The sequence below is a fragment of the Polyangium jinanense genome, from assembly GCF_028435265.1.
Taxonomy (GTDB): Bacteria; Myxococcota_A; Polyangia; order Polyangiales; family Polyangiaceae; genus Polyangium; species Polyangium jinanense.
Window position 1 is genome coordinate 415,509 of the sequence record NZ_JAGTJK010000004.1, and the last position, 25,374, is coordinate 440,882.

Here is a 25,374-nt window from a genome sequence, read left to right on the forward strand (position 1 = left end):
TCGAGCTTGACTTGATCGGCCAAGGACCCGAAATCCTCTCCCTCTCACGGGGGGGAACGAGGCGAATTCCATGAGCGAGACGGAGATGAACGGAGCCGCTACATCCACCCCGCTGCTCCCTTCGCGCGTCCTCTCCGGCAAGCGGCTGGTGGTCGTCGGCGGGACGGGCTTCCTCGGCAAGGTCTGGGTCTCGATGCTCCTGCATCGCTTCCCCGAGATCGGCCATCTCTACCTGCTCGTCCGGCCCAAGGCGGGCCAGTCCGCCGAGGAGCGGTTCTGGTCGCAGATCGCCACCTCCGCCTCCTTCGACCCGATCCGCGAGGCGCACCCGGGCGCCGAGTTCGAGACGTGGATCGCCTCGAAGATCACCGCGATCGCCGGCGACATCGTCCATCACGAGTGTGGCCTCGACAAGGACCTGCTCGCGCGCATCGACGGCACGATCGACGCGGTCGTCAACGTCGCGGGTGTCGTCGACTTCAACCCGCCGCTCGACGAGGCGCTCGAGGTCAACGCGTTCGGCGTGACGAACCTCGTCTCGCTCGCTCGACGCCTCGGGGCGCCGGTCCTGCACACGAGCACGTGTTACGTCGCCGGGTATCGCTCCGGCCTCATCGAGGAGGTCGATCCGCGCGAGGTGCCGTTCCCGCGTGCCGAGGGCGAGACCTGGTTCGGCGCGGGCATCGCCGAGCGCACGCTCGATCGCTCGCACTGGGATCCGCAGCGCGAGATCGACGAGTGCCTCGACCTCGTCAAGCAAGCGCGGCACCGCTGTGAGGACGCGTTCCGGCAGAGCGCGTTCCTCGACGAGGCCAAGGAGAACCTGCAGGAGCGCGGCGAGCCTTGCCGCGGCACGGCGCTCGATGCCGAGCTCGCCAAGGTGAAGCGCCGCTTCATCGAGAACCAGCTCATCGAAGCCGGCACCGAGCGCGCGCATTTCTGGGGCTGGACGAACATCTACACGTACACGAAGAGCATCGGCGAGCAGGTCCTCGCGGCGAGCGGCGTGCCCTACACGATCGTTCGTCCGGCCGTCATCGAGTCCTCGTGCGTGTATCCGTTCCCCGGCTGGAACGAGGGCATCAACACGAGCGCGCCGTTCATCTACATGGCCATGCAGGGCCAGGTGCAGATCCCCGGCGACCACCGGGTCCACCTCGACATCATCCCCTGCGACATGGTCACGAGCGGCATGATCGCCTCGCTCTGCGAGCTGCTCGAAGGCAAGGCCGCGGTCGTCTACCAGTACGGCACGACGGACACGAACGGCTGCCGCATGACGCGGTACTACGAGCTCATGGGCCTCTACAAGCGCAAGCTCGCGTACGAGGGCAAGCGGAGCGCGCTCTTCGACTGGGTCAAGGCGTACTTCGAGCCCGTCGGCCTCACGAAGAAGCAATACGAGCAGCACGGCTCGCACCAGATCGCGAAGGCGATGAACACGCTCGGCGGCGTGCTCGGCAAGCTCGCGGGCGGGCCGGTGCGGCCTTTGCTCAAGCCTGCGTCGGACATGCTCCTCAGCGCGGCGAAGGCCGAGGAGAAGATGGCCGGCGTGATGGACATCTTCCTCCCGTTCGTCGCGGAGGCGGACTGGGTGTTCTCCTGCGCGAACACGCGCGCGGCGATGGCGCGCATGCCCGAGGACGAGCGCGCGAAGTTCTACTGGGAGCCCGAGAAGCTCGATTGGCGCTGGTTCATGTGGGAGATCCACATCCCGGGCCTCGAAAAGTGGGTCTTCCCGCTCATCGACGAGAAGCAGAACAAACAGCTCAAGGCCCTGCGCAAGTACGACCACCTCATCGACCTCATCGAGGAGATGGCCGAGCGGCACGACCATGCCGTCGCGCTGCAGCTCCTCACGGACGAGGGCCTCACGCGCACCACGTTCCGCGAGCTCCGGGACGGCATGCTCGCCACGGCCGCGCGCCTCGCGGCGGTCGGGGTTCGCCCGGGCGATCGTGTGCTGCTCACGGGCGAAAACCAGCCTGCGTGGCCCGTCGCGTACTTCGGCATCCTGCGGGCCGGCGCGGTCGCGGTGCCCGTCGATCCTGCGCTGGAGGAGCGCCAGCTCGCGAACATCATCCGTTCGTCGGGAGCGCGCGTCGCGCTCTGGGATCCGGTCGTCGAGGGCAAGGGTGGCAAGGGCGCACGCACCTCGTTCCCCGAGCTCCGCGTCTACGATCTCGCGAGTTTCGCGGACCCCGATGCGCACGAAAAACTCCCGGCGCCCGAGGTCACGGTCAAGGGCGAGGACATCGCGAGCATCATCTACACGAGCGGCACGACGGGCGATCCGAAGGGCGTCATGCTCTCGCATGACAACTTCACGGCGCTGCTCGCCTCGCTCGCGCCGATCTTCCCGCTCGCGCAGCACGACCGCATCCTGAGCGTCTTGCCGCTGCACCACACGTTCGAGTTCACGTGTGGGCTCCTCCTTCCGATCTCGCGTGGCACGCGCATCATCTACATCGGCGAGCTCAGCGGCGAGCGTGTCTCGAAGGGCCTCAAGGAGGGTCGCATCACGGCGATGGTCGGCGTGCCCGCGCTCTGGCAGATGCTCGAGCGCCGCGTGACCTCGCGCGTGAAGGAGCAGGGTCCCGCGGCCGCGGCGGCCTTCGACTGGGCCCTCGAGCTCAACCGTTTGCTCGGCGAGAAGGCCGGCTTGAACCTCGGCCGCCTCTTCTTCGGCACGGTGCACAAGGCGCTCGGTGGCAACGTTCGTTTCCTGATCTCGGGCGGCGCTGCGCTTCCCAAGGACACGGCGAACGTCTTCCGCGGCCTCGGTTTGCCGCTCAGCGAGGGGTACGGTTTGACCGAGGCGGCGCCCGTGCTCACCGTGGCCAAGGCCTCGCCGAGCCTGAAGCCGGGCACGGTCGGCAAGCCCATCCCGAACGTCGAGATCAAGATCGACAAACCCGACGCGGGCGGCGTTGGCGAGGTGCTCGCGCGCGGTCCCAACGTGATGCTCGGCTACGCGGGCAACGAGGAGGCCACGAGCGCTGCGATCGACGAAGGCGGGTGGCTGCACACGGGCGATCTCGGCAAGCTCGACAAGAAGGGCCGCCTCGTCATCGTCGGCCGCAAGAAGGACGTCATCGTCACGGCGAGCGGCGAGAACGTGTACCCGGACGACGTCGAGAACATCCTCGGCGGCACGCCGCACGTCCGCGAGATCGCGATCGTGGGCATCGACGATGGACAGGGCGGCGAGCGCGTCGCGTGCCTCGCCGTTCCGGAGCGCGACGAAGGCGAGCCCGCGGAGGGCGAGAAGCGTCCTTCCCGCGCCGAGCGCCACGAGAAGGCGATGAAGGCGCTGCGCGAGGCGTTCCAGAAGTTGCCGAAGGTCGCGCAGCCGTCGGTCGTGCACCTCTGGGATCACGACCTGCCGCGCACCGCGACCCGCAAGGTCAAGCGGAGCGAGGTGAAGAGCGTGCTCGCGAAGCTCGCGAGCGCGTCGGCGATGCCCGCGGGCGAGGGCGGGCAAGCGACGAGCGCGTCGGCGCGGCATGCGATTGCTACGATCGCGAACAAGAAGTCGGCCGATCTCACGCCGGGGATGAACCTCCGGGGGGATCTCCGGTTCGACTCGCTCATGGCGATGGAGCTCGCGGCCGCGCTCGAAGCGCAGACGGGCCGGGCGATCGACACCGACCGGCTCTCGCGTTGCGACACGGTGGGCGACGTGGAGGCGCTCGTCGTCGAGATCGGCGGCGAGGCGGCGCACGAGGTCGAGCTCGCGAAGGTCGAGGAGGGCGAGGACGAGCCGATCAAGCTCCCGAAGCCGTTCGCCGACATGGCCAAGCAGCTCCTCGGCAAGGCCCAGATGAACTTCTACGACCGGGTGATGCACCCCAAGGTCTACGGAAGGGCCTACATCCCGCACAACCGGAACACGATCGTCGCCTCGAACCACGCGAGCCACCTCGACATGGGGTTCGTCAAGTACGCCCTCGGCGCGTACGGCGACGAGCTCGTCTCGCTCGCGGCGCAGGACTATTTCTTCGAGTCGGGGAAATGGCGCCGCGCGTATTTCGAGAACCTGACGAACCTCGCGCCCTTCGATCGCAAGGGCGGGCTCCGGCAGGCGCTCCGCCAGGCGGGGGATCTGATCGATCAGGGCAACACGATCCTGATCTTCCCGGAGGGCACGCGCAGCACCGACGGCCAGATTCACGAGTTTGGCGCGGCGATCGGCCACCTCGCGCTGCACCACGAGGTGGACATCCTTCCGGTTTGGCTGGGCGGAACCTACGAGGCGTTGCCCAAGGGCGCGAATTTCCTGAAGAAGCGCGATCTCGTGGCGCGAATCGGCCCGCCGCTCGAAGTGCGCGAGCTCAAGCGCCTCACGGCCGGCATGAAGACGACCGTGGCGTGCCGCAAGGTCGCGGAATTGACGCGGCAGGCGGTGGTCCTCCTCAAGGAGGGCAAGGTGCTCGACATCCGGCAGATCGATCGGATCGAGGAGGCGGCGCCGAAGCAGGAACACCCGCTCGTCATCCTGTTCCGCGACCTCGAGACGAAGTTCGTCCCGGGCCGCGTGACGGCGCCGGTCACGTATTACTTCACGCTCGGCAACGAAAACGAGGCGAAGTGGACGCTGCGCGTCGAGCCGAGCAAGTGCGAGGCGAAGATGGGCAAGCCCGAGGGCGCCGCGGCCGATTGCGTGCTCAAGACGTCGCCCGAGATCTTCCTCAAGATCGTGCGTGAGGCCTACACGCCGAGCCCGATGGAGTTCATGTCGGGCGCCGTGAAATCGAACGACATCTCCCTGCTCTTGACCTTCCAGAAGGTATTCGATCTCGTATGAGCCGCTATCTCGTCACGGGTGCTACGGGGTTTCTCGGACGTCACCTCGTCTCGGTGCTGCTCTCGGGCGGTCACCAGGTGGTGGCGCTTTGCCGCAAGGACCCTGCGGACTTCGCCGGAAAAGAGGGTTTTTCGGTGGCGCGCGGCGACGTGCTCGACGCGGAGAGCGTCAAGCGCGCGGCCGAGGGCTGCGAAGGCCTCTTCCATTGCGCGGGCCGGGTCTCGCGGCGGCCGGAGGACGCGGAGGCGCTCTTCCGGGTGCACGTCGAGGGCACGAAGATCACGCTCGACGCGGCGCGGGCCGCGGGCGTGCGGCGTGTCGTCCTGGCGAGCACGAGCGGCACGATCGCCGTGAGCCGTGAGGCCAAGGTCATCGACGAGACGGCCTTGCCGCCGCAGGACGTGATCGCGCGCTGGCCGTATTACCGGTCGAAGCTTTATGCCGAGAAGGCGGCGCTCGATCGGAATGGCGCCGGGTTCGAGGTCGTGTCGGTCAATCCCTCGCTCCTGCTCGGCCCCGGGGACGTGCTCGCCTCGTCGACCGGCGACGTCGTGAAGTTCATGGAGAAGCGCGTGCCGATGATCCCGAGCGGCGGCCTTTCGTTCGTGGACGCGCGGGACGTGGCCGTGACGATGTTGGCGGCCATGGAGAAGGGCCGGGCGGGCGAAAAATATCTGCTTGGCGCGAAAAACCTGACGTTCGAGGTGTTTTTCGGGATGCTCGAGCGCGTGACGGGCGTGAAGGGGCCGACCATGAAGGCGCCGAAGAGCCTGCTCTTGGCGCAAGCGGGCGCCGAGATCATGGAGCGGATCGCCAAGCGGATGAACACGGAGAGCCCGCTCGACCGGGTGAGCGCGGAGATGAGCCAGCATTACTGGTACCTCGACGCGAAGAAGGCGGCGCGGGAGCTCGGTTTCTCGCCGCGGGATGCGATCGAGACGCTCTCCGATACGGTGGCGGATCTGCGCGCGCGCGGGGTCGTCTGGCCGAAGGTGTAGGTCGAGGACGGCCGCTCGGGAGGCATTGCGATGCGCGCTGCCCTCGACTAGGGTCCGCGGGCGAGATGTCCTACGCCAAGCTCGTTTCCCCCACGTTTGTCGCGACCCTCGCCCTCACGGTTGCCGCCTGTGGCGGCTCCTCCGTGGAAAACCCGCCCCCGGCGGACCCGGTGAAGGACACCTCGACCACGCCGAGTGATGCTCCCTCGGCCGCTCCGACGGCGACGCCGACCGCGGCTCCCGAGGCCAAACCCGAGGCCAAGCCCGCCGCCCCGGCCGAGCCCGCGAAGCCCAAGGGGCTCGTCCACGATGCGGACGGCCCCGATGGGATTCGCCGCTGGGCGCTCTGGGATGGGCCGAAGACGGCCGCGGCCATCACGACGCCGAAGGCGTGGGTCGTCGCGCCCAACATGGGCAGCCTGGGGAGCACGCAGGATTCGTTCGCCGCGGTCCGGCTCAAGCTCGTCACCGTCCTTCGGGCCGACGCGAACGAGGTCGTCTACGAGGAGCGAGGGAACAAGTACGCGGTGCCGGCGGCGCTCGCGCGGCCCGCGGTGGCGCCGAAGGGGCTCAAGAAGGGCGCGTTCGCGATTTGCAATTTCGGGCAAAGCCACTTGGTCGGGCGTATCGAGGCCGTGGACGCGAAATCGGCGACGTGCGCGCTCTGGTTCATGAAGAAGCTGCGGAAGGAAAAGCTCCCGCTGGAGGAGGTGCTCGCGTTCGAGGCGCCGCTCGGCATGGGGAGTTATGCGATGGTGCACTTCGAGGGCGGTCCGGACACCGAGACGTGGTATCCCGCGCAGGTCTTCGTGGTGAGCGGCGAAGACGCCTGGGTCGAGATCGATACGCAGTTCGGCAATGGATACGGGGAGCGCGAGGGACGGAGGGTGCACAAGGTCAAGACGTCGAACATGAGGCCCATCGACGTCTCGAAGCCCCTCGCGGTGGGCGCGCCTTGCCTCACCGAGGACAACCCGCGTTCGGGGGACTGCAAGGTCAAAAAGGTGATCGAAGGTGGCCTCGCGTATGAGCTGACCTTCAAGGACGGCCAGCCGTTCAAAGAGGAATGGGACCTCGGCACCGTGGCGCCGCTCCCGAAGGAGGCGAAGCCGGCCAAGTAAAGGCCGTTCGCGACGAACCGCATGCCCTACGACGATCTCCTCGGCCGATTCGTGAACCTGCCCGTGCGGCGCCTGGGGCCGCCGGGCGCGTTTCTCGCCGTCGATTCGAGGGACCTGCGCCCGAATGCCGAGGTCGTGCTGCTGCCGCGGGGCGAGGTCCCCGAGGGCACGAAAGAGGGGGACGAGCTCGACGTTTTCGTCTACCTCGATTCGGAAGGGCGGCCCGTCGCGACGTTACGCACGCCGAAGGTCACGCTCGACGAGGTCGCCTTCCTGAAGGTGACGGACGTCAATCGGTACGGCGCGTTCTTCGATTGGGGCCTGCCAAAGGAGCTGCTCGTTCCGTACGCCGAGCAGACGCGCGACGTGCACGTGGGCGAGCGGCACCCGATTGGTTTGTTTCTCGACGATCGGGGGCGGCTCGCCGGGACGATGCGCGTGAGCGAGCTTTTGCGGGACCAGGGGGATTACGATCTCGACGAATGGATCGACGGGGAGGCGTGGCGGAACGACCCCGACATCGGATTGTTCGTCATTCTGGAACGGCGAGTCGTCGGGTTGGTCCCGGCATACGAGCCGCATCGACTCTCGCGCGGGGAAGCGGCGCGTTTCCGCGTGGCGAACATCCTGCCCGACGGCAAGGTCGAGCTTTCGCTCCGCGGGCACGCGCACGAGGAAATCGAAAACGACGCGGCGCGCGTGCTCGCGGTGATCGAGCGTCCGGGCGCGCCGCGTGTCGGCGATCGGTCGAGCCCGGACCAGATCCGATCGCTGTTTCAGCTCAGCAAGAAGGCCTTCAAGCGGGCCATCGGGCACCTCTTGAAGCAACGTGTGGTCTCGCTCGACCCGCAAGGGTTCATCGTGCCAAACCGGCGTTAGCGGCAGCGTCAGAGCGACGGGGTCACGGCGCAGACATCGGCGAGCTTGGTCGCGCCGTCCTGCGTTTTGATCTCGTACTGAAGGCCATCATCGACGATCTTCGTGACGGTCGCGGCCACGAAGGTATCCGAATCCACGGGAACCGCAAAAACCTTGTCCCCGGCCTTGTATGCGCGGACGACGTCGAGCGGCTTTACCTGGGCGGCAGGCACCCGCGTCGCGCCCTGGAGCCAGGCCGTCGTGCCGTCCGTGTAGACGAGCGTGCCGAGCGTCCAGGCCTTCGCATCGGGCTGCTGCTTGTAAGCCACGGGCGCGGCGAACGCGAGTTTGCCATCGAGCGGCAAGACCTGGTCGGGTTGCCATGCTTTTTCGGTCCTCTTCGTGTCGAAGAGGTGCGCGACCTTGATTTCGGTCTCGGAGGCGCTGAGGACACGACCACACGCGGTCGACTGCTCCACGGGTACGAGCACCAACGCGCCCTTCGCGAGGCCGCGCGCCGGCGCCGCGGGGAGCGTATACGCGCCGGGGATCGCGAAATCGGGCTCGCCCGTGGGGCTTTTGAAGACGTTTTTCGTGCCGTCGGCGCGCACGAATTCGTAGAGGCTGATGGTCCAGGATTCGCCCGGGCCCACGGTCCAGGCGCGTTTTCCCGAAATGGCCACGGTCTTTCCGGGATCGTCGCCCGCGAACGCGCGGACCGTGCCGAACCGCTCGTCCTTGCCCGCGAGGGGGCTATTCGCGGCGACCCGGGCGCCCGCGGGCGCGTCGGTCGTCGTGTCCTTGCCCGTGCCGGCCTCGGGCGTTTTGACGGGCTCGGACGAGCCGCCCGTGCAGGCGGCGGCGAAGGGGATCACGGCGAGGAGGAGGCGCAGGGACATGGCGCCCATGGTATCGCGCTTCGGGAGCGCGTGGGGCGTCAAATGCCGGTCTTGAAGCGCACGATGGGCATGCCGCGGGAGTTGGTCACTGGATCGGGAGGGTCCCGGAGGACGATCGAGATGAGCCAGATGTGATCGCTGTTGTCGACGGGCCTGCCGTCGACCGTGATCGGATCGGATCGGCTCGCGCTCAAGGCCTGGAGGATCGCCTCGTCCAGGAAAGGCAAGCCCCGCAGGATCCTGCAGTTCGTGTTCCTCCCGTCCGAGCGGATCGTGCACTGCACGCTGACCTCCCCCTGGACGCGCGCCAGCAGGGCCATTCGCGGGTACTTCAAATCGAACCCGTTGAGCTTGGCAGGACGAACGATCTTCGGGACGTAGCTGCTGCGCGCAGGGTTCGGCGTCGGGGCCGGCGCGACGTTCGGTGCAGGCTTCGGGGAAGGCGCCTTTACCTCGGTGCGTGTCTCGGGCTCGGCGCGCGTTTCGGGCGCGGGCGACGGAGCGGGCTCTTCTTGCCGCGACGGCGCCTTCGGCGGCGCGGGCGCGACGGGCTTCGGCGCGCGCGGAGGCTCCGCGTTCTCGTTCCCGTCGCCCGTCGGCACGGCGAGCGCGCGGGATTCGGGCGCGGGGAGCTCGGGCGTGGGCAAAACGGTGTCCGGCGCGTTTTCGAGCACCGTGACCTTCGGCTCGACGACGGGCTCGCCCGTCACGTCCACGGCCACGTCGCGGCGGCCCACGCCGAGGCCGCCCGCGATGACGAGCGCCGCGACGCCGAAGGAAAAGGCGATCTCCGGCGCGATCGGGCGCGACGCGGGCGCCTTCTGCCGGGCCGGGTTCTCCCGCGTGTCGCTCGCGCGGAGCACGCGCGCCTGCCACCCGATCGGCGGCTGCACTTCGGGCTCGGCGTGGGGCAGCGCCGCGAGGATACGCTCGTATTTGCGACGCGCGGTCGTGCAGACGGTGCAATCGTCGAAATGCGGGTCGAGCGGCTGTCCCCGCTCGATCTGGAGGATTCCATCACGCTCGAAGCGGTCGCAGAGAGCCATGGTGTTCATCGCGGATCGACCCCTTTGTTCTCGAGGCAATGACGGAGCAAGGGCATGGCGCGGGCGACGCGCGCCTGGAGCGTGGCGGGCCTTTCGTGGCAGATGCGCGACATCTCCTCGTACGAAAAACCTTCCTGATAACGGAGCACGACGGCGATGCGCACGTGCGGCTTGAGTTTGCCGAGACAAGCTTCGAGCGCCCCGGGCAGGTCACGCGCGGCCACCTGCGTTTCCGCCGACGGCGATGCGTCCATTTCTTCGGGCGGCTCCTCGCCGAAGACGAAGCGGGAAAACCACCTTCGGTTCGCCTTCAAGGCGTCCAGGCATCGGTGGTTCGCGATGGCGTAAAGCCACGGGCGGAATCCGTTCGAGCCGGAGAACGTGTCGAGATCCTCGAAGGCCTGGATGAAGACGAGCTGGTGCACGTCGTCGGCGAGGGGGCGGCTCCGGAGCACCTTGTGGCAATACCGGTGGATGGCGGCGCCGTACTCCTGCATGAGGATGACGAGCGCAGCGCGGCGATCCCCGCACGAGAGCGCCTCCTTGGCGCGTTCGTCCGGGCCGAGTTTTCGAGGCGTTTCTTCGAGCGCCCCCCACCCGTGGACCCGTCCCGCAGCGATCACGTGTGTCATCGGTTGCCCTCCCCTCCATGGGCGACGGCCCCCGGCCGGGGACAACAGAAAAAACGTGGGCCTCCGCTAAATGCGCGGAAGTGCTTCGATCTTCGTTCAGGCGCGCCCGGTCAGCGCCGCCCGACCTTCTGTTCGAGCTCCGACCATCGGATCCGCATGACCACGGGGCGGCCGTGCGGGCAATGGCCGGCGAAATCGACCTCGTCGAGCGCGCGGAAGAGCGCTTCGGCTTCTTCCTTGGAGACGGCGTCGCCGGCCCGGATCGAGCCGTGGCAGGCCATCGTGGCGAGGGCGAGGTCGATCGCGCCGGAGAACGCGCGTTCGCCGACGCGCGAGAGCTCGGCGAGCAAGTCGCGCAGAAGGTCGGCGGGCGTGGCGCGGGCGGCGAGGATCTGCGGGACGGCCGTGATCGCCGCGTCGCGCATGCCCCGCATGGAGACGTCGAGGCCCGTGCGGCTGATCGCGTCCTGCGCTTCCTCGATGATCGCCGCCTCCTCGGCCGTGACCGTGACCATTTCGGGGATCAAAAGCCGCTGCGAGGCGACGGCGCGGGTCTCGTAGGCGCGGCGGAGCCGTTCGAAGGTGACGCGCTCGGCCGCCGCGTGCTGGTCGAGGACGAAGAGCCCGTCTTGCCCCTCGCAAACGAGGAACGTGCGCCGGACCTGCGCGACGAACGAGAGCCCGCTGAAGGCGCCCGGTCGCTCGGCCGTCTGCGTACGCTCTTCCGCCGTCGGATACGGCATCGGGCGTGGTGGGGCGGCGATCGGCGGCGGCGCGGGCGTCGTCGGAATCGGCTGTGGTGGCGCCGGCGGAGGCGTATCCGCGGCGAGCCCCCACGGGTCCGGCTCCGGTTCGGAAGGAATGGTTTGTCCAGAATGAGCATTCCGATGTTCCAGCGGAGGCAGCTCCCCGGAGCCATTCCACGTCGTGAGCGGCGGCGTGGCCTCGTCGATCGGCTTTTGTTTTCGCTGACCGAAGGGAGCCGGGGCCGAGGCATCAGCGGCAGGCGCGGGGCCCTTGCCGAAGAGCCCGGGCAAATAGGCCGTCGCCGGGGGCGGGGGCGTGGAGGGTTCGGGCGGGAGGCTGCGCTCTTCGGCGCGATTCTTGTGGTAATGCGCCCACGGCGAGGCGCCGGGCGCGGGCAAACCGAAAGCGCGGGCCAGGGGCGCCGCGATGATCTTGTAAAGCGCGTCCTGGATCGCACGGCCGTCGGCGAAGCGGACCTCGGCCTTCTGCGGGTGCACGTTCACGTCGACGAGATCGGGCGGCAGGTCGAGGTGGACGACACCGACGGGATACCGGCCCGGCTCGAGCACGCTGCCGTAGGCATTCGCGACCATACGCGCGAGCGTGCGGTCCTTGACGGGACGGCCGTTCACGAAAAACAAAAGCCGCGTCGCGCCCGCGCGCGCTCGCTCGGGTCGCGAGAGGAAAGCCTCGACGGTCATGGGGCCGCGCTCGCCCCGGCATGGCGCGAGGGGCTCGTCGTCGAACACGTCGCGCGCGCGTTCCTCGCGGCTCTGCGTGCGCAGCCACTCGCGCGCGACGCGCCCATCACGCGCGAGCACGAGCGTGACGTCGGGGCGGCAGAGCGCCGCGGACTCGACGACCTCGGTGACGTGCGCGCTCTCCGTGCTCACGGCGCGCAGGAACTTGCGCCGCGCGGGGACGTTGAAGAAGAGGTCGCGCACCTCGATGCTCGTGCCCGCCGCGACCCCGCACGGGCCGACGTCGGCGGGGCTTCCGCCGTCGATGCGGACGAGCGTGCCCTCGTCGTCCTCGTGCTTGCGCGTGCGCATCGCGAAGCGGCTGACGCTGGCGATGGAGGGCAGCGCCTCGCCGCGGAAGCCGAAGCTCTGGATGCGGCGCAGGTCGTCGATCGATCCGATCTTGCTCGTGGCGTGGCGGAGCACGGCGAGCGTCGCGTCTTTGCGATCCATGCCGCTGCCGTCGTCGGTGACGCGCACGAGCACGACGCCGCCGCCCTCGATGTCGACGCGGATCCTCCGCGCGCGGGCGTCGAGCGCGTTCTCGACGAGCTCCTTCACCACGCTCGCGGGACGCTCGACGACCTCGCCGGCGGCGATCTGGTTGGCGAGGTCGTCCGGAAGAACGTGGACACGCCCGGGCGGCTCGGTCACGAGTCCTCGGTCTGCTCTTGGGCGGCCGCGACCGCTTCGAAGAAGGCCTTCGTGCGCGGGCTCGTGAGCGTGATCGTCGCGAGCACGAGCGCCCCTACGTCGAACAGGATGAGCCGGACGCGCGGCAGCCAGAGCCAGAGGCGCCGGTCGAGGAGCAGCGGCCAGGCCTCGCGTTGATCCGCGGGCGTGGTCTCGGGCAGCGCCGGCAGGACGTCCCTGACGCGCACGACGGCGTCGACCCACGCGTACCGCGCGTCACGCAAGAGCCAGAACGTCAAGGTCGCGAGCGCGGCGTTCGCGAGCAGGGCCTGGATGGCGAGCGCGCGCGCTCCGGGCCTGCCGCTCATGGCCATGCCGCTCGCGATGACGAGGAGCACGGACAGCAAGAAGCGGCCCGCGAAGAGCGGGAAGGCGAGGTAGCCCATCTCGCCGAGCGTGCGCAAACGCGCGGCTTCCTGGAGGGCCATGAGCGCCTCGATCGGCTCGGCGGCGTCCTTCATGGACGAGGTCAAGGTCGCGACGTCGGGCAAGTTGCCCTCGCGCAGGTACACGAGCGTCGCGAACGCCTCGGAGAGGCCCTGCACGCCGATGAGCCATGCGAGGATCATCGCGGCGACGAGGTACCAGGGCCGAAGCGTGCGCTTGCGCGCGGACGGGGGCGGAGGCGGCGCGGAAGTGCTCACGCAAGGGGGGCTCTAGCACGTTCCTGCGGGGCGGCGAACCACAGGTGGCGCGAGGCAGGCCACGTGTACTAAGAAATTGCCCGCAAGAGGTACCGGGTGGCCACCAAGAAGACCGAGCCGGGTAAAAAGACGACGAAAGCTTCGGCAGGCGGGGCGACCAAGCGAGGCAAGCAGGGCGAGGCGTCCGCTGCGTCGAAAGCCGAGCGGCAGGCGTCTGCGACGAGCGCCGAGCCGGCCGAGGGCGCGGACGGCGCCGCGGAGGACGAGGACCACGCGGCCGAGCCCGAGGGCGCGGATGGCGAGGTGGTCGACGCCGACTTCGAGGTCGTCGACGAGGACGCGGACGCGGGATCCCTGGACAAACTCCCCCTCGTGGAGCGCAAGGGCGCGTCGAAGGGCGGCGGCGACAGCGCGATCTCGCGCACCGATCCGCTGCAGGCCTACCTGCGCGAGGTGCAGCGTCATCCGCTGCTCACGCCCGAGGAGGAGCAGAAGCTCACGCGGCACTACGCCGAGACGCAGGACGTGAAGACGGCCGCGCGCCTGGTGACGGCGAACCTCCGGCTCGTGGTGAAGCTCGCGTACGAGTATCGCCGCGCCTACAAGAACATCATGGACCTCATCCAGGAGGGCAACATCGGCCTGATGCAGGCCGTGAAGCGCTACGATCCGTATCGCGGCGTGAAGCTCTCTTCGTACGCGGCGTGGTGGATCCGCGCGTACATCCTGCGGTTCATCCTGAACAACTGGCGGCTCGTGAAGCTCGGCACGACGCAGGCCCAGCGCAAGCTCTTCTTCAACCTGAACAAGGAGAAGGCGCGGCTCTCGGCGATGGGCATCGAGCCCACGGCCGGCGAGATCGCGCGGCGGCTCTCCGTGGACGAGAGCGAGGTCGTCGACATGGATCGGCGGCTGTCGAGCGGCGAGGCGTCGCTCGATGCGCCCGTTGGCGACAGCGAAGGTCGCTCGGTGTCGCGGATCGATCTCATGCCCTCGTACACGACCGGCCCGGACGCCGCGTTCGAGTCGCACGAGATGGACGAGATGGTGCGCGAGCGGCTCGCGAAGTTCCGCGAGACGCTGAAGGGCAAGGACGTCATCATCTTCGACAAACGCATGGCGGCCGAGGATCCGCTCACGCTCCAGGAGCTCGGCGACGAGTTCGGCATCTCGCGCGAGCGCGTGCGGCAGCTCGAAGCGCGGCTGACCACGAGGCTGCGCGAGTACCTGCGCGAGGAGCTCGGCGACGCCGTCGGCGGCGCGAGCTAGGCCGTGAGCGACGCGCCCGAGCGAGGGGTGCTCTACGTGGTGGCGACGCCGATCGGCCACCTCGGCGATCTGTCTCCACGTGCGGCGGAGACGCTCCGGAATGCGGCGCGCGTCGCCGCCGAGGATACGCGGCGGACACGCGGGCTGCTCACGCACCTCGGGATCACGGGAAAGCCGATCGACAGGCTCGATGCGCATGCGTCGGCGCACGACGTCGCGCGGGTGGTCGATCGGCTCCTCGCGGGAGAAGACGTCGCGCTCGTGACCGATGCGGGCACGCCCGTCGTGAGTGATCCGGGCACGGACCTCGTGCGCGCGGCGGCCGAGGCCGGCGTGCGTGTCGTGCCGATCCCGGGGCCGAGCGCGGTGATGGCGGCGCTCTCGGCGTCGGGGCTTTGTACGGGCGCGTTTCGGTTCCTCGGCTTTCTGCCGCGGAAAGGTCCCGAGCGGCGCGATGCGCTCGAGCTCGTGCGCGCGACGCCCGAGTCGGTGGTGCTCTTCGAGTCGCCGGAGCGCACGGCCGAGACGCTCGCCGATCTCGCGACGAGCATGCCGAACCGATCCGGCGCGGTCGCGCGCGAGCTGACGAAGGTGCACGAGGAGATCCTGCGCGGGACGTTGCCGGAGCTCGCGCGTATCGCGGCGGAGCGCGAGACGCTCGGCGAGGTGACGATCGTGATCGGGCCGGGCGAGGCGCCGAAGGGTCCGCTCGTCGGCGAGGAGGAGCTCGATCGGCTCATCGACGAGCACCTCGCGCGCGGGCGGCGTCCGAAGGACATCGCCGACGAGCTCGCGCTCGTGTCGGGCCGGCCGCGGCGCGAGCTCTACACGCGTGTGCTCGCGCGGAAGAGGGACGAGCGGTGACGGACATCCACGCGGTGGTGTCGCGGCCGGGGCCGGTCGAGTCGGAGATCCTCGCGGCGCTCGGCGATTCGTTTGAGGTCAATCGAAGAGCGCTGCCGCCGGTGACGCTGCGGACGCTGGAAGGCGGGCAGGGGGCGCCGGTGCTGTTCCTGCATGGGCGGGGGTATGCGGGGACGATCTGGGCGCCGGTGCTCGCGGAGGTCGCGCGAACACGTCGCGTGATCGCGGTGGATCTGCCGGGGTTTGGTCACTCGTCGTCGCCGCCGTTTCAGGGCGACGATCGCGACGCGGCGGCGCGTTTCTTCGTCGAACCGATCGCCGCGCTCGTGCGTGAGCTCGGCCTCGCGGAGGCTTCGATCGTGGGGCATTCGCTGGGCGGGCTCGTCGCGCTGGAGCTCGTGCTCGGGGGGCATGTGCGGCCGCCGAAGCTCGCGCTCGTCGCTTCGATGGGGCTCGGTCCCTGGGCGAGCTTGCGGTCGCGCGCGTTGTTTCGGCTCGGGCCGGAGCGGATCGCCCGGACGCTCGTCGCGCTGGGTTTGCCGCGGGATGCGCGTGGGGATGCGTGGGAAGAGCGCCTCGCGCGCCTCGAAGCCGAGCTCTTCGCCGTGCTCGGAGGAAAGGCGCCGCCGGTGCGGGCGTTCGACGCGCTCTTGCCGCTCGTCGGTCCTGCGTACGAGCGCTCGTTGGATCTGAAACGGATCGATGCGGAGACGCTGCTAATCTGGGGCGAGCGTGATCCCGTGCTGCCCGCGCCGATCGCGATCGGGGCCGCGGCGGTGATGCCACGCGCGCGGCTCGTGATGTTGCCGGGGCTCGGGCACACGCCGCACATCGAGGGCGCGGCGCGTGTCACCGAGCTCTTGTCGTCGTTCCTCGCGTAGGAGCGCTTCAGGCGAGGTTGACGTCGACCTCGTGGAAACCCGCGACGTGATCGTGGGCCTCGATCTGACGGCGGACCCACTGCGCGTCACGGCGGGCGACCACGATGATGTTCACCTCCTGGCCGGGCTTCGTCGTGATCCCGGATGTGGAGAAGCCCATCTTGCCGGCGTCCTCGAGCGACATCACGACGGCCTGCGTATCGCGCTTGGTCTCTTCCGAGAGGAGCGTGTCGGCGTCGGAGCCCTTCACCATGTGCACCACGAAGGCAACGTGCATGGGCGGTATGGTCGCCTCGATCGTGGGGCGAGCGCAAGGGGCAGTGAATGAGGCTCAGCCGCGCTTCTTCTGGAGATGCGATCGCAATGCGCGCGCCTGCACGCGGTTTTTGCGCATTTCCTCGGAGCGCGCGCGCGGGTTGCTGGCCATTTCGATCCGATCGCCCTCTTTTTGAAGATTTTTATAACTCGCGAGCCGCTCCGCCGAGAGCGCGCCCTCGGTGATGGCCTTCTGCACGGCGCATCCAGGCTCTTTTTCGTGCCGGCAATCGGAGAACCGGCAGCTCGCCGCGAGCATCGCGACGTCGTCGAAGGCCTCGTCCAGGCCCGCGCTCGCTTCCCAGAGGCCGATCTCGCGCATGCCCGGCGTGTCGATCACGATGCCGCCCGTCGGCAGCACCACGAGCTCGCGCCGCACCGTGGTGTGGCGGCCCGTGTCGTCGTCGTCGCGGATGGGCGAGGTGGCGAACCGCGTTTCGCCGAGCAAATGGTTGATCAGCGTGGATTTGCCGACCCCGGAGGAGCCGAGCAGGATGCCCGTCCTGTTGTCGCGCAGGTAGTCACGCACGATCTCGATGCCCTCGCCCGTCTGGGAGCTCGACGCATGAATGGGCACGCCACGCGCAATGGCCGAGGCCGCCTCGATCGCGGGGCCGGGATCGGCGAGGTCGGCTTTGCTGAGCAGGATGACGGGCTCGGCGCCGCTCTCGCGGGCGAGCGCGAGGTAACGCTCGAGCCGGCGCGGGCTGAAATCACGGTTGAGCGAGCTCACGAGGAAGACCCGATCGACGTTCGCCGCGACGACCTGCGGCTTCTTGTCGAGGCCCGCCGCGCGGCGAACGAAGGCCGTGCGGCGTTGCAAGATCGCCTGGATGACGGCGCGCCCTTCGGTATCGGGCGTCTCGTCGAGGACGACCCAGTCGCCGACCGCGGGCATGTCGAGCGGGCTCTCGGCCTCGTGGCGGAGCCGGCCCGCGATCACGGCCCAGCGCTCGTTCGTCCCGTCGTGTACGCGATAGGCGCCCCGGTGTTCGGTGACGACGCGGGCAGGCAGCCGCGAGGCCGAATGCTCGGCGGCGTGCGCGGCGAAATGGCCGGCGAAATGGGGGGTGAATCCGAGTCGGACGAGGTCGGGGTTCATGCGGGAGCGGTCGCCTTCCGCGAACCATAGCAGAGGAAAGGACGGCCTTCCGTCAGGCTTCTTTCCGTTCGCCGAGCAGCTCCAGCCGCGCGAGCGTCGCGCACGTCTCGCTGATCGCCCGCATGAGGCGCAGGCGATTCTCGCGGACGGGGATGTCGTCCGTCATGACGTACACGTCGAGGAAGTAGCGGTGAAGCAGCGGCGCGAAGCTCGCGACCTCGCGCAGCGCGCCGGCGTAGTCGCCCGCGCGGCGCAGATCGACGAGCTTCGCCGCAAGCGCGAGGTAGCCGTCGTGCACGGCCTTCTCGCTCGCATGATCCTCGGCCCGCGGCGGGGTCGGCTCGCCCGCAGGCGCGCCGCTCGCGATGTTCGTGGCGCGCTTGAAGACTTCCCCTACCCGCGCGCGGGTGTCCGCGTCGAGGCCCGCGAGCGCCGTCGCCCGGGCCCGCGCGTCGAGCGGGCGATCAGCCGCGACGGGCAGCGCAGCCGCTACCGCGTCGCTCGGGAGCTTCGCCTCGAGTAGGCCGCGCAGGCGCTCGGTGAAGAAGTCGCCGAGTTTGTCCGTGAGCTCGCCCGGCCCGAGGTCGAGCGAGACGCCGCCGTAGCCGTCGTACGCCGCGCGGAACGCGTCCGAGAGGCGCAGGTCGAAGCCGCGATCGAGCACGGTGCGCAGGATGCCGAGGCACGCGCGGCGCAGGCCGTACGGATCGGCCGCGCCCGTCGGCGTGAGGCCGATGGCGAAGCAGCCGACGATGGTGTCGAGCCGATCCGCGATCGACACGAGCGCGCCCGCGTCCGAGGGCGGCGTCGCGTCCTGCGCGCCCTTCGGCTGGTAGTGCTCGCGGATCACGTCGGCGACCTCGGGGCTCGTGCCTTGCGCGAGTGCGTACGCGCGCCCCATCTCGCCTTCGAGCTCGGGGAACTCGCCGACCATGAGCGAGACGAGATCACTCTTGGCGACATGCGCGCCGCTCGCCGCGGCCATGATCGCCGGCTCGGGAAGCTGGAGCAAAAGCCCGAGCTCCCGCGCGAGCCGCTCGACGCGCTCGGCCTTGCCGAGCATGGTGCCGAGCCGCTTCTGGAAGACGATGCCGGCGAGCTTCGTGCGCCGATCGGCGAGGGGGATCTTGACGTCCTCGCGGTAGAAGAAGCGCGCGTCCGAGAGGCGCGCCCGCATGACGTTGTCGTTGCCGCGCCGGATGTTCGCGGGGTTCTCGGCGGTGTTCACGACCGAGAGGTATTTCGGCAGGAGCTTGCCGTCGGCAGCGCGCATGCCGAAGTAGCGCTGGTGGCCCTTGGCGACCGCGAGGATCACGCGCTCGGGCAGCTCCAAAAACTCGTTGCCGAAGCCGCCCACGATCACGTGCGGCTCCTCGACGAGCGAGAGGTTCTCCTCGATGAGGAAGTCGTCCTCGATGAGCGTGCCGCCCGCGGACGCGGCGGCCTCGAGGAGCCGCTCGCGCATCACCCGCGCGCGCTCTTCGGGATCGACGAGCACGTGCGCGGCGCGGAGCGCGTCGACGTACATCGCGGCCGAGGTGATGGTGATCGCGCCCGGCGCGAGGAAGCGATGGCCGTAGGTGGTGCGGCCGCTCTTGGCGCCGGCGATCTCGACATCGAGCACGTCCTCGCCGAAGAGCGCGATGATCCAGTGGATCGGCCGGCCGAATGCGTAATCGCCCGCGCCCCAGCGCATCGATTTGCGGAAGGGGATCGCGGTCGCGATCTGGGCGAGCGCCTCGGGCAGGAGCGCGGAGGCGAGCTTGCCGGCTTCGCGGCGCGTGCCGACGAGGTACTCGCCTTTCGGCGTCTCGACGCGGCGCAGGTCGGCCACGGAGCCGCCGATCTTCGAGGCGAACGCCTCGGCCGCCTTCGTGGGCACGCCGTCCTTGAACGCGGCTTTGACGGGCGGACCCGTGACCTCTTCTTCGAGATCGGGCTGGCGCTCGGCGACGCCGGAGACGAGCACGGCAAGCCTGCGCGGCGTACCGAGCGCGCGGATCGCGCCGTGCGCGATGCGCAGATCCGAGAGGCGTTTCTTCAGGAGATCGGGGAGCGCGCGGAGCGCGGCGTCGACGAACGAAGCGGGCAGCTCCTCGCAGCCGATTTCGAGCAGGAGGTCGCGGGTCTGGGACATGGGGCGCGCAAGGTAGCGCAAACGGACGGCTTGGGGCAGTCCTCGCGCGACTTCCGTCGCGTCCCCCCTCCCGCCCCGTGCCGGCCCTCGGGTACGCTCGCACCATGCCTTCCTTCCGACGCTCTGTGCCTCTCCTCGGCGCCCTCGTGGCGTCGTTGCTCCTCTCCATGCATTGCGGCGGGGATGACCCGGGCGCTGCGGGTGCGTCCTCGTCGTCCTCCTCAGGAAGCGGCGGCAGCGGCGGTGTTGGCGGCAGCGGCGGTGTCGGCGGAAGCGGCGGTGTTGGCGGCAGCGGCGGTGTCGGCGGAAGCGGTGGTGTCGGCGGAAGTGGTGCCGGCGGGGCGGGCGGCGGCGCGGGCTCGGGCGGCTTCGGCGGGGCGCCGCCGGCGATCCTCGACGAGACGTTTGGAAAGGACGGCGTCGCGACGGTCGGGTTCGTCGGCGGAAACGGCGACAGGGTCTACGCCGCGGCTCGGCAGGCCGACGGAAAGATCTTGCTCGCGGGGACGACGTGCGAGTTCTCCGACCCGAACTCGACGACCGCCGGTGAGGCGCTCCTCGTGCGCTTCGGCGCCGACGGCGCGCTCGATACGAGCTTCGGCGTAGGCGGCAAGGTGCTCGCGAGCGTGGGCATCCGCGGCGAGGCGCACGCGGTCGCGGAGCAACCGGACGGGCGCATTGTGATCGTGGGGAAGGCGTTCTCGGACCTCGGCATCGCGACCTTCTTCGCCGCTCGGTACACGCAAGACGGCGCGCTCGATCCGACCTTCGGCGCGGGCGGCATCGCGAGCTTCCACGCCCCGGCGCGGACGATGAACAGCGTGGCCTTCGCGCCGGACGGCAAGATCGTCGTTCACGGCGTCGAATCCCCGCAGGGCACGCCGTACCTCCTGCGACTTCGGGCCGACGGCAGCCCGGATCCGGCGTTCGGAATGGGAGGCATCCAGAAGACGCTCGGCCCCACGGCGACCGATTACCGGCAGATCGCCGTGCAAAAGGACGGCAAGATCCTCGCGGCCGGGTTCACGGGCAGCGACGCGACGCGCGACACCGTGATCGTCCGGTTCCTGGAGAGCGGCGCGATCGATCCGAGCTTCGGCGCGGGCGGCGAGAAGGTCGTGCCGCTCGGTCCCGTGTTCGAATCGGCGCTCGCGCTCGCGGCGACCGACGATGGCGGGATCCTCGTCGCCGGATCCGCCGAGGTGCCGGGATTGTTCGAAACCGAGGCCGTCATGGCGCGCCTCGCCGCGAGTGGCACGATCGATGCGGGCTTCGGCAACGCGGGCTTCGTTCGGCTCAAAGGTAAATCCAATGGCCGCTTCGCGCGGATCGACGTCGATGGGACGAGCCGGATCGTCGCGAGCGGCTGGCACGACGAAGCGACGGGGGCCGTGATGCGCTTCTCCGCGAACGGCGTCCTCGACGCGACCTTCGGGGACGGCGGGGTTTCCAAGAATTTTTTCGATATCGTCGCGCAAGCGCTCCTGCCCGATGGCTCGATCGCGCTCGCGACGAACGTGCCGAACTATGCCGAGGATTTCGTCGACGTGGCGGCGCGCCGCATGTCGTCGTCCGGGGCGCAGGACATGTCTTTCGGGACGAACGGGATCGCGAAAGCGAACTCGGGCGCGACGAAGGAGGCCGCGGGGCAGATGGTGCTCGAGCCCGACGGGAAGATCGTCGCGGCGGGCACCATGATCCGAGCGAACACGCGCCGCGCGGTGCTTTCGCGCCAGATGCCGGACGGCGAGCTCGATACGAGCTTCGGCAATGGTGGGAGGCTCCTGCTCGACGACATGTCGATCGTGCGAGGCCTCGCCCGTGCGTCGAATGGGCACCATTTCGTGATGGGCCTGGACCTTTCGACGACGAGTCAGGTGATTGGACTCGATCCGACGGGACAGGTCGATCCGAGCTTCGGGACGAACGGGGTGGCGAACGAGACGGCCGAGCAGGGCAGCGGCTGGACGGCCTGGACGGTCGCGGTCGACGCCGCGGACCGCGTCCTCGTCGGCGGGAGCGTGGGCGGTTTTCAGACGTGCAAGCTGGGGCTTGTCCGGTACACACCCGCGGGGCAGCTCGATACGACGTTCGACGGCGATGGGCGGGTCGTGGCCGATTTCGGAGAAGGTTACAATTGCGGGATTCGCGCGATCGTCGAGCTTCCGGACGGCAAGATCCTGGTCGGCGGATTTGCCGGAGGCGCGGCTGACGGCGGTCCGAGGTTCTTGCGGTACGACGCGATGGGCGCGCTCGATACGACATTCGGCCAGGGTGGCATTGCGGCGCCGCCAGGGATGAACGTGTGGGTCGACCGGATGGCCGTCGCGCCCGATGGGAAGGTCGTCGTGACCGGATACCGCCAGTACTCTCAGGAGATCGGCGTCGCGCGGCTTCTTCCAAGTGGCGCGCTCGATTCGGCCTTCGGCGGCACCGGGTACGTCACGGTGAAGACGGGCCCGAATGCCCCCGTCATCAGCTCGGCGCTCGAGGGGCCGGCGGTCGTCGTGCTCGCGGACGGGTCGATCCTCGTTGGCGGCGGGACGGTCGTCGGGACGAACGCGCAGATGTTCGCCGCGCGGCTCCTCCCGAGCGGCGCGCTCGACACGGGCTTTGGCGATGCGGGCATGGCGATCGTGCCGCGGCGCCCCGGCAATTTCGCGGCGTATGGGATTGGCCTCCAGCCGGACGGGAAGATCGTGCTCGGCGGACGAGGTTTTTCCGCTGAAACGGGTACCGATTTCGGATTCGTGCGGCTCGTGCCCTGAGATTCGGCCCGGAGCCCATTCCCAGCGAGCTTCGGCGCCTACGTTCTCCGGGCAAATATTCGCGTCCGGGTCTATTTTTCGGGGGCCGATCGGGTCGGCGGCAAGCTACGCGGCGAGGTCAAGGAGCGCGTCATGGCCGACCTCGGGCGCCGGGTTTTGTACATGAATGAACGGTGCTTTCATCGAGTGCTCGCAAGGACATCCACGCGTACACCCTACGCCGCCGCCGGCGCCTTGGCACGCTCCAGGGATTCCTTGAAGCTTCTAGCCCGGGACCTCAACCAGCTTGAAGATGAGGTCGATCCCCGCGGCCTTGAACATGGATTTGGCATAGTCAAGAAAATCCTCGCCTTCGCGTGTGACCGCAAATTTGGCAAGAATGTACACCTTGATGGGTGTGGAATGCTCCACTTCGCGCCCGACGTCCTCGGCGAGGCGCTGGAACACCTCCCCACTCTCGATGAACGCGAGAGACGTGTTCAGTTTTTCTTGCAGCAACAGAAGGTGTCGCCGTTCGTCTACCCAATCGAGATCGTCGATGACGGTGAGTCTTACATGACCTGTGCCCTTCTCGATCCCAAGCCAATCCACGACTCTGCTTTGTTCGATGGTCATGGCCGCCTTACTTCCACTTTGGTTGTCCCCGGTTTGCCCTTCCCGACCACAGTTGCGCCCGACTGCGCGATTTCCGGTTGTGCTGCCCTCTGATTCGGTGTCAACGGGCGCTTGGAGAAGGGTGCAAAAGAGCCGCGACGAGCGACAGAACGAAGCGCTCCCCGCGGCTCCTCGTCACGGGCATCAACCCTCGCCCGGCCCGCCCTTCTTCTTCCGCGGCTTCGCGAACCGGCGGAAATACGACTCCACTCGCGCCGCATCATTCGGGAATTTCTTCGTCAGGTCCGCGTGCAGCTTGATTCGCTCCTCCACCCAGCGGCGCTTCACCTCGGGGATCGTCTTTTCCTTCAGGAACGCGAGCTCCTCCTCGACCTTCGTGCACGCGGCGTCCGCCAATTCGACCGCCTCCACGGCGCCGAGCAGCTTGGCGAAGTATTCCTCGTGGAGCGGCTTCATGCCGGGCTTGCCCTTGTCCTCGTCGAGGGCCTTGAGGATATCGCGGACCATCTTGGGCTCGACCTCGCGCGCGTCGGCCTCCGTCACCGAGCGTAGACCTTCGGCGAAATAACGACGATATCGCAGGTCGTCCCGGTTCTTGTCGCACAGATCGAGAAGGCGCAGCTCGAAGGAGCGGACGATCCGATCGACGATACGGTCGCAGCCGGAGATCACGGCCTCGTGCTCCTCGACCGCCTCTTCCAGATCCTCTTGCTCGCGGTGCCTGGCCTTCAGCTCGACCTGCACCACCGCGAAGGCGGCCTCCATTCCCTGGGTCTCGGCGTCCGCCCGGATGGCCGAGAGCGTGAATGCGCCGCGTGTGCGGTATTGATCAGTGGGTGTGTCCTCACGGGGGTTGTCCATCGGCGCAGCGTACGTCCGTTCCACCTGTGATGGCAAGGCTACTAACGAACCGCACGACGCGGAGGACGCAGAGGGTGTTCGGGCGCCGTCCCTGCGTGCAGAGGTCGACGCCGAAGGCGCTCCGTGTCGATCGGAGCGTGCAGGGACGTGCACCGAAGGCCCTTCGCGCCCATCGTGGCGTGCGGGGACGTGCACGAAGGGGGTTCGGTGCACGCCGTGGCGTGCAGGGGCGTGCACCGAGGGGCGTTCGTGTCGTTCCCCGCATGCAGAAGAAGCGTCCGAACACCCGAAGTGCACGGCGTGGCATGCCTTGACACCCCTGGAGCGCGTTCGCAGCGTTCCCCCGGTGCGCTTCGGCCTCGCCCTCCTCCGGGGCCGATCACGTCGGCGACGAATGGGCTCGATATGGCCCATTTTACGGGCGTGGATTCGACGTGCTCTCCGCGAGAGAATGAGGGCCCCTCACGGCAGCGTGATGCCGTGCTGCCGGGCAAGCTGGCGCGGCGTGACATTGCCGAAGCGCTGATCGAGGTTCGCTCCCGCGGCCGCGAGGCGTCGGAAGACCTCGACGTGCTCGGGCCGCGGGAAGAGTCCAGCGAATGCCGTGTGAATCGCGAGGAGGGCGGCCGTTCGCCCCTCACGATCCGGGCGATCGACCGTCGCGCCATGCGCGAGCAAGCGCTCGACTCCGTCGAGACATCCCGCCTTCGAGGCGATGTGCAGCAGAAAATCGTAGCCGGCGGGCGGCTCGATGTCGGCGCCGAATGCAGCGAGGAGGAGGTCGAGGACGGCGAGGGCTTTTTTGCCTTTTCGCGTGACGAATCCGGCCGTCAGGAAGAAGCAGGTGGCGTGCGCGGGGGGTCGGGCGAGCAACGCCTTCACCGCCATGGTGCGGCCGAGCTCGCAGGCGACCTCGAGCGGGGTGACGATCGTGGGGTGGCGTTCGTGGGTGGCGTTGGGATCGGCCCCGGCGTCGAGCAGCGCCTTGATGACGGGCGGGCTTGCGTTCGCCGCGGCGAGGTGGAGCGGCGTGCCGCTCGGCGACGCGAGGTTCACGTCGCCGCCCGCGGCCACGAGCGTCCGGACCATTTTCGCGTCGTTCACGAGGTGGAGCCCAGCCAAACGATCGACGCGGGTCTCGTTGGCCGAAAAGCCCCGTGAAAGGAGCAAATCGAGCGACCGGTGGGCCTTCGCCAACACGGCCATCGGCACGAGCGGCGGGCTGTCTGCGGGGAGGTCGTCGAGGAGCGCGCCGAGGGCGCTCGGATCATCATGACGAAGGGCAGCGGCGAGGGCCTGGGCGGAGCCAGCGGGCGTGATCGTCATACGTCACCGAACCACCCGTGGCTCCGGGCGTCAACGATGCATTCGCGCGAA

19 protein-coding genes are annotated in these 25,374 nt (G+C 68.8%); 8 read left to right on the plus strand and 11 right to left on the minus strand.

What is annotated here, in order from left to right:
• Positions 1-70 precede the first annotated feature (70 nt).
• From KEG38_RS12575 to KEG38_RS12590, 4 genes are all read left to right on the plus strand, one after another.
• Positions 71-4,807: an AMP-binding protein gene (locus KEG38_RS12575; RefSeq protein ID WP_272419637.1), complete on the plus strand. Its 4,737-nt coding sequence runs from the start codon at positions 71-73 to the stop codon at positions 4,805-4,807.
• Positions 4,804-5,805 carry an NAD-dependent epimerase/dehydratase family protein gene (locus tag KEG38_RS12580; RefSeq protein WP_272419638.1) on the plus strand — a complete coding sequence of 334 codons (1,002 nt, stop codon included), beginning with the start codon at positions 4,804-4,806 and terminating at the stop codon, positions 5,803-5,805. The genes KEG38_RS12575 and KEG38_RS12580 overlap by 4 nt, the downstream gene beginning before the upstream one ends.
• A 65-nt stretch (positions 5,806-5,870) precedes the next feature.
• Positions 5,871-6,926, plus strand: coding sequence for a hypothetical protein (locus tag KEG38_RS12585; protein WP_272419640.1), 1,056 nt, complete (start codon positions 5,871-5,873; stop codon positions 6,924-6,926).
• A gap of 21 nt (positions 6,927-6,947) precedes the next feature.
• On the plus strand, positions 6,948-7,805 hold the full coding sequence (locus tag KEG38_RS12590; RefSeq protein WP_272419641.1) for a CvfB family protein: 858 nt from the start codon (positions 6,948-6,950) through the stop codon (positions 7,803-7,805).
• Positions 7,806-7,813: 8 nt separating this feature from the next.
• Here the strand turns inward: KEG38_RS12590 and KEG38_RS12595 are convergent, their stop codons facing one another.
• The 5 genes from KEG38_RS12595 to KEG38_RS55495 all read right to left on the minus strand — a co-directional run bounded on the left by KEG38_RS12595 (position 7,814) and on the right by KEG38_RS55495 (position 13,185).
• A complete protein-coding gene (locus tag KEG38_RS12595) occupies positions 7,814-8,683 on the minus strand; it encodes a hypothetical protein (RefSeq protein ID WP_272419642.1) in 870 nt (289 codons plus the stop codon).
• Positions 8,684-8,721: 38 nt separating this feature from the next.
• Complete coding sequence (locus tag KEG38_RS12600; protein WP_272419643.1) at positions 8,722-9,738, minus strand: energy transducer TonB; 1,017 nt, start codon at positions 9,736-9,738, stop codon at positions 8,722-8,724.
• Positions 9,735-10,361 (minus strand): RNA polymerase sigma factor, encoded by a 627-nt coding sequence (locus KEG38_RS12605; RefSeq protein ID WP_272419644.1) that lies wholly within the window; start codon positions 10,359-10,361, stop codon positions 9,735-9,737. Before KEG38_RS12605 ends, KEG38_RS12600 begins: the two co-directional genes overlap by 4 nt.
• Positions 10,362-10,471: 110 nt before the next feature.
• A complete protein-coding gene (mutL, locus tag KEG38_RS12610) occupies positions 10,472-12,502 on the minus strand; it encodes a DNA mismatch repair endonuclease MutL (RefSeq protein ID WP_272419645.1) in 2,031 nt (676 codons plus the stop codon).
• The gene (locus tag KEG38_RS55495; protein WP_272419646.1) at positions 12,499-13,185 is read right to left on the minus strand and encodes a hypothetical protein; all 687 of its coding nucleotides are present in this window, start codon (positions 13,183-13,185) and stop codon (positions 12,499-12,501) included. Before KEG38_RS55495 ends, mutL begins: the two co-directional genes overlap by 4 nt.
• 96 nt (positions 13,186-13,281) lie before the next feature.
• Between KEG38_RS55495 and KEG38_RS12620 the strand changes: the two genes are divergently transcribed.
• Genes KEG38_RS12620 through KEG38_RS12630 form a run of 3 tightly spaced genes read left to right on the plus strand, consistent with a single transcriptional unit; the run spans position 13,282 to position 16,199 of the window.
• A complete protein-coding gene (locus KEG38_RS12620; RefSeq protein ID WP_272419647.1) occupies positions 13,282-14,454 on the plus strand; it encodes an RNA polymerase factor sigma-32 in 1,173 nt (390 codons plus the stop codon).
• 3 nt (positions 14,455-14,457) lie between these two features.
• On the plus strand, positions 14,458-15,318 hold the full coding sequence (gene rsmI / locus KEG38_RS12625) for a 16S rRNA (cytidine(1402)-2'-O)-methyltransferase (RefSeq protein WP_272419648.1): 861 nt from the start codon (positions 14,458-14,460) through the stop codon (positions 15,316-15,318).
• A complete protein-coding gene (locus tag KEG38_RS12630; RefSeq protein ID WP_272419649.1) occupies positions 15,315-16,199 on the plus strand; it encodes an alpha/beta fold hydrolase in 885 nt (294 codons plus the stop codon). Before rsmI ends, KEG38_RS12630 begins: the two co-directional genes overlap by 4 nt.
• A 7-nt stretch (positions 16,200-16,206) precedes the next feature.
• Here the strand turns inward: KEG38_RS12630 and KEG38_RS12635 are convergent, their stop codons facing one another.
• The 3 genes from KEG38_RS12635 to glyS are packed head-to-tail and all read right to left on the minus strand — an operon-like array spanning position 16,207 to position 19,753.
• Positions 16,207-16,476, minus strand: a complete 270-nt coding sequence (locus KEG38_RS12635; RefSeq protein WP_272419650.1) for a hypothetical protein — start codon at positions 16,474-16,476, stop codon at positions 16,207-16,209.
• 54 nt (positions 16,477-16,530) lie between these two features.
• Positions 16,531-17,616 carry a ribosome small subunit-dependent GTPase A gene (rsgA, locus tag KEG38_RS12640; RefSeq protein WP_272419651.1) on the minus strand — a complete coding sequence of 362 codons (1,086 nt, stop codon included), beginning with the start codon at positions 17,614-17,616 and terminating at the stop codon, positions 16,531-16,533.
• 52 nt (positions 17,617-17,668) lie between these two features.
• On the minus strand, positions 17,669-19,753 hold the full coding sequence (glyS, locus tag KEG38_RS12645; RefSeq protein ID WP_272419652.1) for a glycine--tRNA ligase subunit beta: 2,085 nt from the start codon (positions 19,751-19,753) through the stop codon (positions 17,669-17,671).
• A 104-nt stretch (positions 19,754-19,857) separates the two neighbouring features.
• On the opposite strand from glyS, the gene KEG38_RS12650 reads away from it, so the two are divergent.
• Positions 19,858-22,521, plus strand: coding sequence for a hypothetical protein (locus KEG38_RS12650; protein WP_272419653.1), 2,664 nt, complete (start codon positions 19,858-19,860; stop codon positions 22,519-22,521).
• A gap of 264 nt (positions 22,522-22,785) precedes the next feature.
• Here KEG38_RS12650 and KEG38_RS12655 read toward each other — a convergent pair whose 3' ends face one another.
• The 3 genes from KEG38_RS12655 to KEG38_RS12665 form a co-directional block, all read right to left on the minus strand.
• Positions 22,786-23,136: a DUF6572 domain-containing protein gene (locus KEG38_RS12655; RefSeq protein ID WP_272419654.1), complete on the minus strand. Its 351-nt coding sequence runs from the start codon at positions 23,134-23,136 to the stop codon at positions 22,786-22,788.
• Between the two features lie 183 nt (positions 23,137-23,319).
• A complete protein-coding gene (locus KEG38_RS12660; protein ID WP_272419655.1) occupies positions 23,320-23,997 on the minus strand; it encodes a hypothetical protein in 678 nt (225 codons plus the stop codon).
• Between the two features lie 462 nt (positions 23,998-24,459).
• On the minus strand, positions 24,460-25,323 hold the full coding sequence (locus KEG38_RS12665; RefSeq protein ID WP_272419657.1) for an ankyrin repeat domain-containing protein: 864 nt from the start codon (positions 25,321-25,323) through the stop codon (positions 24,460-24,462).
• Positions 25,324-25,374 lie beyond the last annotated feature (51 nt).